We start from the raw sequence: 14,420 nt of genomic DNA on the forward strand, positions 1-14,420 counted from the left end.
TTTACTAATTTTATATTTTAGTATACAAAAACGGATTCCACAGTTCGTGAAATCCGGTTTTGTAACTAATGCCTCTCAGTTTAAACTCGGAATAAGTAAGACAGATGATAAAAGATCTACTGCCTGATCGATTTCCTCTTCGGTTACCGTCAATGGTGGCAGCAACCGAATGACAGTCGGTCCAGCCTGAACGACAAGAAGACCCACTACCTCCGCTTTACTTATAAAAGAAGTAACATCCTCTTTGCAATCAATGCCAAGTAACAACCCCTTACCCCTAACATCAAACTGCTTCGGCAATGCCGACTCTAATTTTCCAATTAAATAATCCGATTTATGTTGAACTTCTTTTAAAAAGGAGCCATCAAAGATATAATCCACAACCGTCTGTGCAACAGAAATAGCGAGGGGGTTTCCACCGAAAGTCGTCCCATGAGACCCGGGTGTGAATGCATCGAACAACTCAGCAGTCCCAAGCATGGCACCAATTGGGAATCCCCCACCGAGTCCTTTTGCAAGCGTCATTATGTCCGGAACAAGCGAAGTTTGCTCATAAGCATAGCGCGTTCCAGTTCTGCCGATTCCAGTTTGCACTTCATCTACAATGCATAAAATCCCCTTTGACTTACAAATACCCGCAATTGCATCTGTGAATTCAGCAGTGACCTCATGAACTCCGCCTTCACCTTGGATCACTTCAAGCATGATCGCTGCAACATCATCGTCTATTGCAGCTTCAAGTGCTGCCGGGTCATTGAACGGAACCGTTCGGAAAGATTCAAGCATTGGACCGAACCCTTGCTTAATCTTCTCTTGGCCGGTTGCCGCCATTGCCCCAAATGTACGCCCATGGAAGGATTGCTCGAATGTGATGATGACATGTTTACCAGTATGCTTTCTTGCAAGTTTTATAGCGGCTTCATTCGCTTCCGCCCCGCTATTGCAAAAGAATGCATGAGCGAACCGTGTATTTTTCGTCAATGTTTCTGCAAGTTTTTCCTGTTCCGGACTTTCAAAAAGATTGGATACATGCCAAAGCTTTTCACTCTGATTTTTTATCGTTTCGACAATTGCCGGATGTGCGTGACCCAAGCTGACAACAGCTATACCGCTTATGAAATCGAGATACTGTTTACCCTTGTCATCTTGGACAATCGTTCCTTTCCCGCTTACAAGATGGATAGGCCGCCTTGAATAGTTTTTGAATAAAAAGGTCAATTCAATACCCCCTCGTATGCAATAATCGTTCCGGTCAAATATTGATCTACCACTTGAACAGTTGGAACACCTGCATCCAGGCAAGCAATTGCCGCGTTCACTTTAGGAATCATGCCCCCATAAATATCCCCGTCTTCAATCCAATTGGCAACTTGCTCAGGGGAGACAATCTGCTGAATCTTGCTGTTAATCTTTATCCCCGGTGTGTCCGTCACAAGTAGAAGACTATCCGCCCCGATGGCAAGCGCGATAAAGCTTGCAACCGTGTCTGCATTAATATTGAGTGAATGGCCATCATTCGTTGAACCGATACAGGTAATCACCGGCACAATATTTGCAGCAAGCAACTTTTCAATCATTGTTTTATTCACCGATTGGATGTCTCCAACGAAGCCATAACGTTTCTCGTCTAATATGGAGCACTCCAATAGTTTGCCATCGAATCCGTTAAGGCCGATCGCTTCGATGCCATTCTGGTTCAATTGATGGACGAGTGACGTATTGACATCCCCAATCAACACCTGCTTCACGATTGAAATGGATTTCTCACATGTCACCCGGATGCCATTGTCGATTTTCGATTCAATGCCGTTCTCCTTCAACGCCTCATTGATGAATGGACCTCCGCCATGGACGATGATAATTTCATTTCCCTCGTTCCGCATTTCGTTGAAATTTGTGAAAAACTCATCACTTATACGTTCAAGCATGCTGCCGCCTAATTTGATGACGATTCGTTTATGTTCGGTATGATGCATTGATTTGGACGTAGTCATATGTCAAATCACACCCCCATGCGATTCCGTGTCCGCTTCCCTTATTCAATTCTACGAGGATTTTCACTTCGGGCTGTTTTAAATAAAGAAGCAGCTGCTCTTCCGAAAAGATAACTGGTTCGCCATCTTTCACAACCAACGTTTCGCCAATTTTAATGGAAATCCCTAAAGGATCTACGGATGCGCCGCTATACCCGACTGCCGCAATGATTCTTCCCCAGTTCGCATCACATCCGAATACCGCTGTTTTGACAAGTGGAGATCCAACAACCGTTTTTGCGATTTTTCGCGCTTCAAGGTCAGATAGTGCCCCATTTACTTCCGCCTCGATTAATTTCGTCGCCCCTTCACCGTCTTTTGCAATCATTTTCGCAAGATCTTGGGCCACGGCGTGTAAGGTATGAAGAAAAGCGTTCCAATCAGGATGCGCCGGGTTCAGAGAAGAATTTCCTGCCATCCCATTTGCAAGGACCAGGACCATATCATTCGTAGAAGTGTCCCCATCAACCGTAATCGAATTGAACGTTACATCCGTCACTGCTTTCAATGCTTCCTGTAAATGGACTGTTTCAATTTCTGCATCAGTCGTTATGAAGCCTAACATTGTTGCCATATTCGGTTCGATCATGCCTGAACCCTTTGCTGTACCAGCTATCATGACCTCTTTTCCATCGACTTCCATTCGATAGACAGTGTTTTTCATGACGGTGTCTGTTGTCAAAATCGCTTGCGAAAATTGAATCGAGCCTTCCAAGCTGTCAACTGGAGTCAACTTTTCAATCCCATTCAACAGGGGCTCCATATTCAATTTCTCACCGATTACGCCTGTTGAAGCGACGCCGACCAAGTCAGATGCAATGCCGAACTTTTGGGCGGTCTTTTCCTGCATCGTCAATGCATCCAACAATCCCTGTTTCCCTGTACACGCATTCGCGTTACCAGAATTGATAATTACCGCTTGCATCTTCCCTTTTTGGACGACTTCCTTCGTTACGATGAGGGGTGCGGCTTGAATTGCATTCGTAGTGAAAACCCCTGCTACACTCGCCGGAACTTCGCTCAGTAAAACTGCCAAATCATATTTTTTATGTTTTAATCCACAATGAATACCGATTGCTTTGAAACCTTTCGGTGAAGTGATATTTGTTCCCGAAACGTGTTTTGCCTGTTGAATGGCAATCGTCATATCGTTTCCTCCTCTTTATATGAATAACGGGACTTGATGCAACCCAAGCGTTTCTTTTAACCCGAATGATACGTTCATATTTTGAATCGCCTGGCCCGCTGCACCCTTCACCAAATTATCGATGACGGAAACAACAGTCGCCCGATTCGTCCGCGAATCCACTTTGACATGGATATCACAGAAGTTCGTGCCATACACTTGCTTCGTGCAAAATCTCGGTGAATCCGGCATGACACGGATGAATGGCCGACCTTCGTAATAGTCCTTTAAACAATTGATAAGCTGCTCTTCAGTAACGCCTTCCCTAATTGGTGCATAGCTTGTTGCCATAATTCCCCGAGTCATCGGGACTAAATGCGTTGTAAATGTCACAGGTGTTTTTTGATTGCCAAACTGTTCGATTCCCTGTTCAATTTCAGGGATATGCTGATGTTGATTAATTTTATAGATTGATAGATTTTCATTTGTCTCACTGAAATGTGTCATCGGTCCTGGTGTGTTCCCCGCTCCCGACACTCCACTTTTCGCATCGATAATCAGCCCCGTTGCATTGATTAGCCGTTCCTTAACAAGTGGCAATAAAGAAAGAAGGACCGCTGTTGGATAACAACCTGGATTCGCGATTAACTCAGCCTTATGGATTGCTTCCGTATTCCATTCCGTCAAGCCGTATGCACTTTGCTCGACAGCTTCCTTTGGTGCGGGTGACTTCTTATACCAAAGCTCATAATCTCTGGAATTCTTCAATCTGAAGTCACCAGAAAGGTCAATCAGCTTTGGTCCTTTTCCGATGAAAGAAGGCAATAATTGACTTGTAACCCCTGCTGGCGTACTTGCAAATAGGACGTCGTAGTCGATTAATTGCGCATGATCAATTTTTAACAGAGATTGATCATACAAATTGGTTGTATGAGGATACTTCGATGAAAACACTGTCCCCTCTTCAGAAGATGTGTATAAATCGATTACGTGAACTTCCGGATGCTGATGCAGTAATCGCATCAATTCAAGGCCCCCGTATCCTGTGGCGCCAATGATTCCAATCTTCATGTCCCCACTCCTTTTTACCATTAAAAGTAGTATATCCATGCATAAATATAAAGTCAACTGCATTTTTATAAATATTTTCTCTGTTTATATTCACATCCGTTGAATTGAAGTGTTGAATTGTGGGAGAGTATGTTATAATTTTGTTATTATCAGGTACTAATATTAGGTATTAGCTTTTTAAGGAGGATATAATAGTGGATTTATTAAAACTAAAAGATAAGAACATTGTCGTTATGGGTGTTGCGAATGAAAGAAGTCTTGCTTGGGGAGTAGCAAAATCCCTTTTTGAAGTCGGTGCAAATGTAATTTTCACATATCGTAAAGAACGTTCTCTTGCAAAGCTTGAAAAAGCATTGGAAAGCAATGGTCTGGAACCGAAAATGATCGTACAATGCGATGTCAATGAAGATGAAAGTATCCAACAAGCTTTCTCATCAATCGGTGAAAAACTTGGTACGATCCATGGCGTCGTACACTCTATCGCATTTGCGCACGCTGAAGATTTAAAGAATGACTTTGTCGAAACGACAAGAAGTGGATATGCTTTTGCGCAGGATTCGAGTTCATACTCACTTGTCGCAACAGCGAGAGAAGCACGTCGCTTTATGACAGAAGGCGGCTCAATCATTACGATGAGTTATTTGGGAGCGGAACGCGTTCTTGACGGATATAACGTCATGGGAGTAGCAAAGGCCGCGCTTGAAGCGTCTGTCCGCTACTTAGCAAATGATCTTGGAAAAGAAGCAATTCGTGTCAATGCGATTTCTGCAGGTGCTGTACGTACATTGTCAGCAAAAGGCGTTCCTTCATTCAATAAGATCTTAGGTCAAATTGAAGAGAAGGCACCTTTGAAGCGTAATATTACGAATGAAGAAGTTGCGAAGATGTCAATCGCAATGTTAAGCGACCTATCAAGCGGAGTTACCGGAGAAGTTATTTACGTCGATGGCGGATATCATATTATGGGGTAAAAAAAGAGGAGCCTAATGGCTTCTTTTTTTTGCCTTTGGGACGGTAATCTGTCTCTTTGTACACGAAACTGCACACTTTGGTTGTCCGACTGCTTCTAACAATACCTGTTGAAAATCTCCCTAAGTTATTTTCTATTTCCGTTTGTATACATAGAGTCAGAAATCCTGCAGATAATAAACTGAAGAATGTTAAAAGGAGAGCACATGATGACAACTGCCTATAAAGGTACCAATAAATTAATCACAGGAATTGTATTTGGTGTATTGACGTTTTGGTTATTTGCTCAAGCAATGGTCAATGTTGTTCCTGCAGTACAGAATGATTTAGGTGTTTCATCCGGAACATTGAACATCGCAATTAGTTTAACAGCACTTTTTTCGGGAATTTTCATAGTAGCAGCGGGTGGCCTCGCCGATAAGTATGGGCGAAAGAAACTGACAAATATCGGGCTATTTCTAAGTATTATCGGTTCACTTTGTTTAGTATTAGCAACCGGTTCATTTTTACTTATTATTGGTCGGGTTATACAAGGTATATCTGCCGCCTGCATTATGCCTGCTACCATCGCATTGATGAAAGATTATTTTGAAGGTGCAGAACGACAACGGGCACTTAGTTACTGGTCGATTGGTTCTTGGGGTGGTTCAGGAGTTTGTTCGTTATTTGGCGGAGCAGTTGCAACCTATATGGGATGGAAGTGGATTTTCATCTTTTCCATTATCTTCGCCATTGTTGCCTTGTGGTTAATTAAAGACACACCTGAAAGTAAAGCGAAACAAACAGGGAACTCCAAATTTGATGTCAACGGTCTGATTGTATTCATCATCACCATGTTGGCATTAAATATTTTCATCACTCAAGGTGCTGGATTTGGTTGGACTAATTGGATTACGATTGTATTGTTAGCCGTTGCAGTTATTGGTGCGATCGTCTTCATTAAAGTTGAAAATGGCAAGGACAATGCATTAATCGATTTTAAATTATTTAAAAACATGCCGTATACAGGTGCAACTGTTTCAAACTTCTTATTAAATGCCGTCGCTGGAACCCTGGTCGTTGCGAACACCTATGTACAAGAAGGAAGAGGGTTTACTTCATTCCAATCAGGGATGCTTTCCATCGGTTATTTGATTGCCGTACTTGGTATGATCCGTGTTGGAGAGAAGATCCTTCAAAAAATTGGTGCGAAAAAACCAATGCTATGGGGTACTATTTTAACGCTCATCGGTGTTGGAGTGATGGGGTTAACATTTTTACCAGACGTTGCATATACAGCCGTCGTATTTATAGGATTCGCTTTGTTTGGATTAGGCTTAGGGATCTATGCAACACCTTCTACAGACACTGCCGTATCGAATGCACCGGACGAAAAAATTGGTGCGGCGTCAGGAATTTATAAAATGGCAAGTTCACTTGGTTCCGCTTTTGGAGTTGCCATCTCAGCAACCGTGTATGCAATGATTTCAACAAGTAGCGGCGTGCATGTAGCAGCAACTGGAGGTATCATTGCTAACGTCATTTTCGCAGCTATCGCATTGTTATCGATTATCTTCTTAGTTCCAAATAATGCTGGCAAAAGCGAAGCTAAATAAGGGAGTGTGTGATACGTGAAGGAACAATTAATGAAAATGCTGGACGAGCGTAAAGATGAAATGATTCAAATTCGCCGTTATTTACACGAATACCCGGAGTTATCGTTTAAAGAAGAAAAAACGGCTCAATATATTGCCGACTTCTATAAAGGCAAGGATGTCGATATACAAACTAATGTTGGAAATGGATACGGAATTATTGTAACGATAAAGGGTGCTAAACCCGGAAAAACAATTGGATTGCGCGCAGATTTTGACGCACTTCCGATTGTGGAAGAAGCAGATGTGCCATTCAAGTCGAAAAATGAAGGTGTCATGCATGCATGCGGGCATGATGGCCATACGGCATATTTATTAATTCTCGCGGATTGTTTAATCCAATTGAAATCTGAACTATCCGGTACGATTAAAATCATCCACCAACATGCAGAAGAAGTTCCGCCAGGTGGAGCAAAGAGCATTGTCGAATCTGGACTGTTGGATGATTTGGATGAAGTATTTGGCATTCACCTTCTGCCGATTGCCCCTGCCGGTATGGTTGGCTACAACAAAGGCTATGCTTTCAACGGCCGGGCATACATGAAACTGAAAGTGCAAGGCAGAGGCGGACATGGTTCATCGCCTCATTTAGCGAACGATGCCATTGTTGCCGGGGCACACTTTGTAACTGCAATACAAACGATTATTAGCCGTAGATTGAGTCCTTTTAGTATTGGTGTTATTACAATTGGATCTTTTGATGGAGCGGGCATATTTAATGTGATTAAGGATAGTGTGGAACTTGAGGGTGATATCCGTTACATGACAACTGAAACGAAAGAAATAATTGAACGGGAAATAATACGCATGGTTAAAGGACTTGAAGAGGAGTTCGATGTGGAATGCGACCTAACCTATACACCAGATTATCCGCCGTTATACAATAATCCTGAACTTACAGAAAAAGTAGCGAACGCACTGAAAAATGCGAATGTGAAAGAAATTACAGAGGTAAAAGAAGTGCCGCCAATGGCACCTTCAGAAGACTTCGCTTATTATGCCGAGAAATTCCCAGCTTGCTTCTTTTATATTGGGTGTACACCTAAAGGCGTTGAAAAACCATATTTCAACCATCATCCAAAATTCGATATCGATGAAGATTCGCTCCTTGTTGCAGCTAAAGCCGTTGGGCAAGTGGTTTGCAGTTTACAAGAATAATCCATTATTTAAAAATCGCCAGAACAGCTTGTATGAGCGGTCCCTGGCGATTTTCTTTAATTTTCAAGAGTGCTCTACTTCCCTACTTCCATCATTAACCCCTTATTTCCTTTCGTCAAAATGTTTTCATACTCGATGTATTCGTAAATATCATTATCTATCTTTTCACTAAACGTTGACAGTTCCTCCACTGTCAAATCCTCAATAGCCTTCTTCTCTGCTTCACAATAAATGATGATTTTCCCAACGATTTCATGTGCATCGCGGAATGGCGTCCCTTTGCTTACCAAATAATCGGCCACTTCGGTTGCATTAAGAAAGCCAGCTTTAATAGCCGCCTTCATATTCTCTGCATTCACTTGCAATGTATCGATCATTTTGGACATGATTTCCATGCAGTCCAGCACGGTATCAAGTGCATCGAAAAACTGCTCTTTATCTTCCTGCATGTCCTTGTTATATGTTAGCGGCAACCCTTTCAACGTCGTCAATAAAGCGAATAAAGAGCCGTAAACTCTGCCAGTTTTCCCACGTATCAGTTCCGCCGCATCGGGGTTCTTCTTCTGTGGCATGATGCTACTGCCTGTCGAATATGCATCTGCCATTGTAATGAACTTGAACTCCTGGCTGCTCCATAAAATCAGCTCTTCACTTAATCGGCTTAAATGCATCATAATGATTGAGAAATCGGACATCAATTCAAGCATATAATCACGATCGCTAACTCCGTCAAGGAAATTATCGACCGGCTTCGCAAATCGTAAGAGTGCCGTCGTTACATCCCGATCGATAGCATGTGTCGTTCCCGCAAGCGCACCACATCCTAACGGGTTTTCATCCAATAGTTCGAGTGCATTGCTGATTCGTTTCTTATCACGCTTGAACATTTGCTCGTAAGCGCCTAAATGATGTCCAAACGTGACGACTTGCGCCCGTTGCAAATGTGTATAACCTGGCATGATGACATTATTCGCTTTCGCTTTTGCATGCAATGAGTCAATCAATGACTGAAGGCCATCTTTTACTTCGACCGCCTTATTTTTTGCATATAACCGCATATCGACTGCTACTTGGTCATTTCGGCTGCGGGCGGTATGCAGTTTTTTACCTGTTTCACCAATGCGTTCCGTCAAGTGCATTTCCACGAATGAGTGAATATCTTCATAATTCCCTTCAATCACTAACACTCCACTTTCAATATCATGGAGAATGGACTCAAGCCCTTGTATGAGTAAATCCCCTTCCTCCGGTGTCAGCAAATCGCTATGGACAAGCATAGAAACATGGGCCAAGCTGCCTGCGATGTCTTCCCGGAACAGTCTATGATCTACTGGCAATGATGTATTGAACTGCTCCATTATTTGATCGGCGCGACTTGTAAAACGACCTCCCCAAAGCTTCATGTATAATCAACCTCCGTTATGTATTTTTATTCATTTTAATGTATTATAATGAATAAATGCCTCTATTGCAATGCATTCCTGAACAATAGTCAAATCCTTGATTGAACTTGAGTGAAATGCTATGCTTAACTGACTGACTGCAAAAGAGTGATTAAATTGACTAAATACTGTGACCAACAAAACTATATGGTTTATTCTAACTAACCCTTGACAACAATATGTCAAGGGTTTTTGTTTCCCCAGGGAAAAAATGAGTTTGGAGGCAAGAATTATGAATACAAAACAAAACCATTCCATCGCTTCAGTGTTTGCAATTTGGATCAGTTTAATAAGTAATATTGTTTTAACCGTGTTGAAAATCCTCGTTGGTGCGCTTTTCAACAGCCCCGTTTTACTGGCCGATGGCTTCCATAATGCGGGGGATGTTGTCGCTTCTGCAGCTGCTTTAACATCAATGCGGTATTCACAAAGACCTGCGGATGAAGACCACCCTTATGGCCATGGAAAAGCTGAAGTTATCGGTTCAGGAATTGTTGCCATCATTCTTGCCATCGCATCCATTTATATTGGTTATGAAGCTGTAAAAACATTTTTCGAAGAACCCGCAAAAGCAAGTGTGATTGCATTGATCACTGCAATCATCTCCCTCATCTGGAAGCAGGCGCTCTATATATACACAATGCGTATCGGAAAGAAAGTGAACAGCAAAGGGCTAATCGCAACTGCCTATGATCACTTGGCGGATGTATACGCCTCACTCGCTGCAGTCGTTGGAATTGGATTGGCACTCATTGGCGATGCCTACAATATTTCATTCCTTTCTTATGGCGATCCATTCGCAGGAGTAATCGTTTCCATTCTTGTTCTAAGGCTTGCATACGAAATTGGAAAAGAAGCAATGGATATCTTAATGGAAAAGAACGTCTCTGAAGAACGACTTAGGGAATTCGCGGCTTTGATACGCACGGTTCCTGAAGTAAAACGAATTGATCGCTTACGTGCACGTGAGCATGGCCATTACGTTCTTGTTGACTTACGTATTGGGATTCCGGGTACGATGACAATTCAGGAAGGGCATGATACCTCAAGTAAAATTCGGAACATGATCATCAATGAACACCAAGATGTAGATGAAGTACTCATTCATTTGAATCCCTGGTATCCCGGGGAATAATTGGGCAAATTATAGTTGAATTACGGTATACTGTAGAGTGAAAAGGAGTGTCTCTCATGTTAAAAGAGAAAATTGAGCAATTAGTTGTTGGGAACGAACCATTATTCCCGATTGAAAAAGCATATGCTGTCAAACAAGGGTTAATTGATGAAAACGTAGACATTCACTATAAAGGGTGGGGCTACACCGTCATTGAAAGATGCTTGAAAGAGACAGAAGAAGTTATTAAAGAGGAACATGGGACCTTCATGAATGAACCGGTTTCCTATTTTAAAAGGAATATCGATGAATTTGTCTATATCGAATCAACCGCTTTCGAAATAATTAAAGTGGACGGCATGGCACTCGAAACAGATGATGTATTCCAAACTTATACAGTTTTATTCGGATTAAAAGTACAGAAAAAATGGGGACCTTTCCTGAAAGATTATTTGGCGGCGAACGTTGGATCTAAGACATATAGTGCAATGTTCTCTGATACAGACGGATTATGGGACGTCAATATTCCACTTAATCATTTGGAGGGGTTCGAAAGTGAAATGCCAATTACAGATGCAGTGGACCTTGCCTATCGATTCATCTTTAATTTACTTGAAGCAATCGAGGCTGCAAATTGAAACATGCATTTGAAGTGGATACTAAGAAGTTCATCTACACGTATGTGCGGCAAGTAGATGAACATGACCTATGCCGTTTGGAAATGAGGGCATTCTTTGGCTATGATAGCCCTACGAACGTCATTACGAGTAAAGTGAAAATCGATCCAAGCAGGAGCCCTTTCATAAGGGAGCGCTTGGAAGTCATTTTTTCAGGAAAAGACTTGGATGAAATAAAAGGACAAGCAACTGAATTTGTCACACATAAAAGTTTCAAAGTAACATGCCTGAACTCAATTGCGCTCAATATGACGCCTAAACTCCATCATCCAGAGCGACGAAGCATCGAGCGGGAAATTGGTGAAGTGATTCAAGGGGAAGCCGATTTACATGAACCTGAAGTTAACTTTGGAATCGTCTTATTGGATGAAGTTTGGTATTTTGGCATCATCAAGGAAAGCGAACCCATTTGGAGATTCCATATGAAAAAGCCCCATATGTATTCCACTGCGCTAAGCACGAGGGTTGCTCGCGCAGTCGCTAACATTGCAGTCCCTCACCCCGAGGGAATCCGTGCGATTGACCCTTGCTGCGGCATCGGGACTGTTTTGGTCGAAGCCCGCTCAATGGGAATTGACATTGTCGGTAGGGATATCAACCCTCTCGTTTGCCTCGGATCCAGGAAGAACCTTGCACACTTCGGGTTGGAAGGTGAAGTTGTCATCGGTCCTATTTCCGAAGTGACGAATACATATGATGCTGCAATTATCGACATGCCGTATAATTTATTCACCCATATTACGGCTGAAGGACAATTAAACATTTTAAAAGATGCCAGACGGATTACATCGAAGTTGGTAGTCGTCACGATTGAACCAATGGATCATATGATTACTGAAGCTGGATTTGAAATCGTTGATCGTTGTATAGCGAAAAAAGGAACATTCGAACGGCAAATTGTTGTTTGTGAATAAATTTAATAAAAAAAAGGACATAACATATTCGTCTTACTGAATATGTTATGTCCTTTACTATTTCAATTCCTGTTTCAAAAACTCTTTTAGATTTGGAGATTGATTATATTTAATTGCTGCCTGCTCGTCTTTTTCTATAATGGCTTTTGTTAAATCGATTTGATTGATACTTGCAATGGCAACTGCGTAATGGATAACATCTACTAATTCACGTTCCAGGGATGCATCTGATGACATAGATTTTCGGCCTTCTTGCTGGTTTAATACCTCTGCAACTTCACCAATTTCTTCGACCAACTTCATAAATAATCCAGTGGACGTCCGTCCTTCTTTGTATTTTAATGATAAATAACTTTGTAATGCTTGAAATGTTAATTGATCCATAAGTAAGTCCTCACAATGTTAGTTATGTTTTACGACATTACGCTCTTTTGCTAATAGGAATCAAGATATCAAAATGAGGATTGTTAACATCCCGGTCATTCGGATATCTTTCGTGCTTTATCGGTAGCCGATCGAAATACTCCACGTCATCTTCCCTCAATGGCTCATATTTACTTTCCTTCAGCCATTGAAAGATATTGTCATAACTCTGACCAATGATGTGTTCTTTTTTATGATGTATCATTAAGTAAGTCATTTCAGGTATATAAATTTCTACCATACCCTCCGGGATTTGTTGTTCTTCACTAACTTCATACACGGAATAATGTACAAAGCCGTCAGGACGCAGATGATAGGACAATCCAAGTTGAACTTCTGGATTAATTGCATGCTCTAACTCACTTACTCCACTACTCATACTATAAATAATTTCTTTCAAAGAACTAACTTCGGTATACGGGCCATCCCACTTATATCCAATTGCACGATATGCTGGTATCTCCACAATTTCATATTGGAAGTTTTGCATTATTATTAATCCCCTTTTTAATATTAATGAACAATCAATTGCCTATTAGTCTTCGTATACTTTATATGATTCGTATTTGAATCCCTGATACAGATAGTTTTGTTTTTTGTACATTTCCCTTGGGGTGTCTTCACCATCGGCCACTAATATTACAACTTTCTCCGGAAATGAATCCATGACGAATTTTTGTAATCGACTTCCTATCCCCTTTTTCTGAAACGATTCATCTACAGTTAGGTTATCGATTTCTGCTGTTTCATTCGAGACAATGACATCAACATAACCTGCCGGAGATCCTTTATAAAAAGCCAAAACTTGAAGTATGTCGTGATCGGTAAATTGACGCTTTATAAGATCGGCCTTCTGTTCAGCAAATTCATTTCCAATCTCTAAGTCATGCTTATACTGCAAATCAAGATATATATTTAGTGTTCTATCTGTCACTGCTTGAATATCTATATCTGGATTGTTTGTTATTGAAGGGAAGTCTTTCGGCTGAATTGTATACAGCTCTAAAAAACCTGTTTCATAACCCCTATCGGCTAAATATGCAGAGAGTTCTTCTGTCGGCTTTATATTTGCCGGAAAAGAGAATTTCACATGCTTTTGGCCTCTTTTCACATGAAAATCCCTAAGATAATTTTCGATCTCTTTAAACTCAGTTAATGACGGTATCGTTTTAAATTCAATGAAATTACTATCATACCTGACTAACATCTCAGGATAATGAAAATGTCTATAAAGAGCATTTTCCTCCACTATGTTTCCAAGTATATTAATTTGATCAAATGTTATTTGTTCCATCTGTACTCTCCTAATTATCTGGTTGCGCTACGCTATCTTGCTGAACTTTTTCAATCAATAATTTTTTTATCTTTTCAAGGTAAGGAACTACAATTCCATCGTTAAACATACTTTCAAGTTCAGTTATAGTAACCCATTTTGCATCAGTTACCTCTTCTGGTTGAAGTACGGTGTCTTCAATATCAAAATCATGATGAAATAGCCACACATCTTTGAAATCGTGATTCCGACGTTCACTCTTTACTAATTCTCCATAGCTGCTTGATAGGTCAATCCCGATTTCTTCTTTTACTTCCCTCAGTGCACCTTCCAAACTGTCCTCCCCCGTCAAAACAGAACCTCCGGGGCATTCCCACATGTTCGGATAAGGCTTGTCGGGATGCCGTTTGGTTACCAAAATTTCTTGTCTACTATTAACGATCAAAACTGTGACGACCAAATGATAGTCTCCAGCAGGAAGAGGTTTTCCTCGCTCATGCTTCCTTCCAGTTTTAATTCTGTTTTTATCGTATATATCCCAATACTCCACCAGAATCCCTCCTCCACTTAACTAAGCTTCAACCAT

The 14,420-nt window shown here is 41.3% G+C and carries 15 protein-coding genes; 6 read left to right on the top strand and 9 right to left on the bottom strand.

All coding sequences use genetic code 11. The annotated features are described in order from the left end of the window. Positions 1-75: 75 nt before the first annotated feature. The 4 genes from ACFPZG_RS11085 to argC are packed head-to-tail and all read right to left on the bottom strand — an operon-like array spanning position 76 to position 4,230. Positions 76-1,218, bottom strand: coding sequence for an acetylornithine transaminase (locus tag ACFPZG_RS11085; protein ID WP_283734525.1), 1,143 nt, complete (start codon positions 1,216-1,218; stop codon positions 76-78). Further along, positions 1,215-1,994, bottom strand: coding sequence for an acetylglutamate kinase (gene argB, locus ACFPZG_RS11090; protein WP_317940210.1), 780 nt, complete (start codon positions 1,992-1,994; stop codon positions 1,215-1,217). Before argB ends, ACFPZG_RS11085 begins: the two co-directional genes overlap by 4 nt. After that, entirely contained in the window at positions 1,957-3,180 is a 1,224-nt protein-coding gene (gene argJ, locus ACFPZG_RS11095; RefSeq protein WP_283734524.1) for a bifunctional ornithine acetyltransferase/N-acetylglutamate synthase, read from the bottom strand. The genes argB and argJ overlap by 38 nt, the downstream gene beginning before the upstream one ends. Positions 3,181-3,195: 15 nt before the next feature. After that, complete coding sequence (argC, locus tag ACFPZG_RS11100) at positions 3,196-4,230, bottom strand: N-acetyl-gamma-glutamyl-phosphate reductase (protein WP_317940211.1); 1,035 nt, start codon at positions 4,228-4,230, stop codon at positions 3,196-3,198. Between the two features lie 233 nt (positions 4,231-4,463). Between argC and ACFPZG_RS11105 the strand changes: the two genes are divergently transcribed. The 3 genes from ACFPZG_RS11105 (at position 4,464) to ACFPZG_RS11115 (ending at position 7,991) form a co-directional block, all read left to right on the top strand. Next, the gene (locus tag ACFPZG_RS11105) at positions 4,464-5,201 is read left to right on the top strand and encodes an enoyl-ACP reductase FabI (protein WP_381427214.1); all 738 of its coding nucleotides are present in this window, start codon (positions 4,464-4,466) and stop codon (positions 5,199-5,201) included. Between the two features lie 204 nt (positions 5,202-5,405). Further along, complete coding sequence (locus ACFPZG_RS11110; RefSeq protein WP_317940212.1) at positions 5,406-6,794, top strand: MFS transporter; 1,389 nt, start codon at positions 5,406-5,408, stop codon at positions 6,792-6,794. Positions 6,795-6,809: 15 nt separating this feature from the next. Next, positions 6,810-7,991 carry an amidohydrolase gene (locus tag ACFPZG_RS11115; protein ID WP_317940213.1) on the top strand — a complete coding sequence of 394 codons (1,182 nt, stop codon included), beginning with the start codon at positions 6,810-6,812 and terminating at the stop codon, positions 7,989-7,991. A gap of 74 nt (positions 7,992-8,065) precedes the next feature. Here ACFPZG_RS11115 and argH read toward each other — a convergent pair whose 3' ends face one another. Next, positions 8,066-9,394, bottom strand: coding sequence for an argininosuccinate lyase (argH, locus tag ACFPZG_RS11120; protein ID WP_283734523.1), 1,329 nt, complete (start codon positions 9,392-9,394; stop codon positions 8,066-8,068). A 271-nt stretch (positions 9,395-9,665) separates the two neighbouring features. Between argH and ACFPZG_RS11125 the strand changes: the two genes are divergently transcribed. Genes ACFPZG_RS11125 through ACFPZG_RS11135 form a run of 3 tightly spaced genes read left to right on the top strand, consistent with a single transcriptional unit; the run spans position 9,666 to position 12,138 of the window. Then, positions 9,666-10,568 carry a cation diffusion facilitator family transporter gene (locus ACFPZG_RS11125; protein ID WP_317940214.1) on the top strand — a complete coding sequence of 301 codons (903 nt, stop codon included), beginning with the start codon at positions 9,666-9,668 and terminating at the stop codon, positions 10,566-10,568. A gap of 56 nt (positions 10,569-10,624) precedes the next feature. Further along, the gene (locus ACFPZG_RS11130) at positions 10,625-11,185 is read left to right on the top strand and encodes a branched-chain amino acid aminotransferase (protein WP_283734521.1); all 561 of its coding nucleotides are present in this window, start codon (positions 10,625-10,627) and stop codon (positions 11,183-11,185) included. Beyond that, positions 11,182-12,138 (top strand): TRM11 family methyltransferase, encoded by a 957-nt coding sequence (locus ACFPZG_RS11135; RefSeq protein ID WP_283734520.1) that lies wholly within the window; start codon positions 11,182-11,184, stop codon positions 12,136-12,138. Before ACFPZG_RS11130 ends, ACFPZG_RS11135 begins: the two co-directional genes overlap by 4 nt. Positions 12,139-12,195: 57 nt before the next feature. Here ACFPZG_RS11135 and ACFPZG_RS11140 read toward each other — a convergent pair whose 3' ends face one another. Genes ACFPZG_RS11140 through ACFPZG_RS11155 form a run of 4 tightly spaced genes read right to left on the bottom strand, consistent with a single transcriptional unit; the run spans position 12,196 to position 14,384 of the window. Then, entirely contained in the window at positions 12,196-12,522 is a 327-nt protein-coding gene (locus ACFPZG_RS11140) for a MazG nucleotide pyrophosphohydrolase domain-containing protein (RefSeq protein WP_317940215.1), read from the bottom strand. 37 nt (positions 12,523-12,559) lie between these two features. Further along, positions 12,560-13,051, bottom strand: coding sequence for a GyrI-like domain-containing protein (locus ACFPZG_RS11145; protein ID WP_283734518.1), 492 nt, complete (start codon positions 13,049-13,051; stop codon positions 12,560-12,562). 45 nt (positions 13,052-13,096) lie between these two features. Beyond that, positions 13,097-13,855, bottom strand: a complete 759-nt coding sequence (locus ACFPZG_RS11150; protein WP_283734517.1) for a GNAT family N-acetyltransferase — start codon at positions 13,853-13,855, stop codon at positions 13,097-13,099. A gap of 10 nt (positions 13,856-13,865) precedes the next feature. After that, a complete protein-coding gene (locus ACFPZG_RS11155) occupies positions 13,866-14,384 on the bottom strand; it encodes an NUDIX hydrolase (protein ID WP_283734516.1) in 519 nt (172 codons plus the stop codon). Between the last annotated feature and the right edge of the window lie 36 nt (positions 14,385-14,420).

Source organism: Sporosarcina thermotolerans, from assembly GCF_042658975.1.
GTDB lineage: Bacteria > Bacillota > Bacilli > Bacillales_A > Planococcaceae > Sporosarcina > Sporosarcina thermotolerans.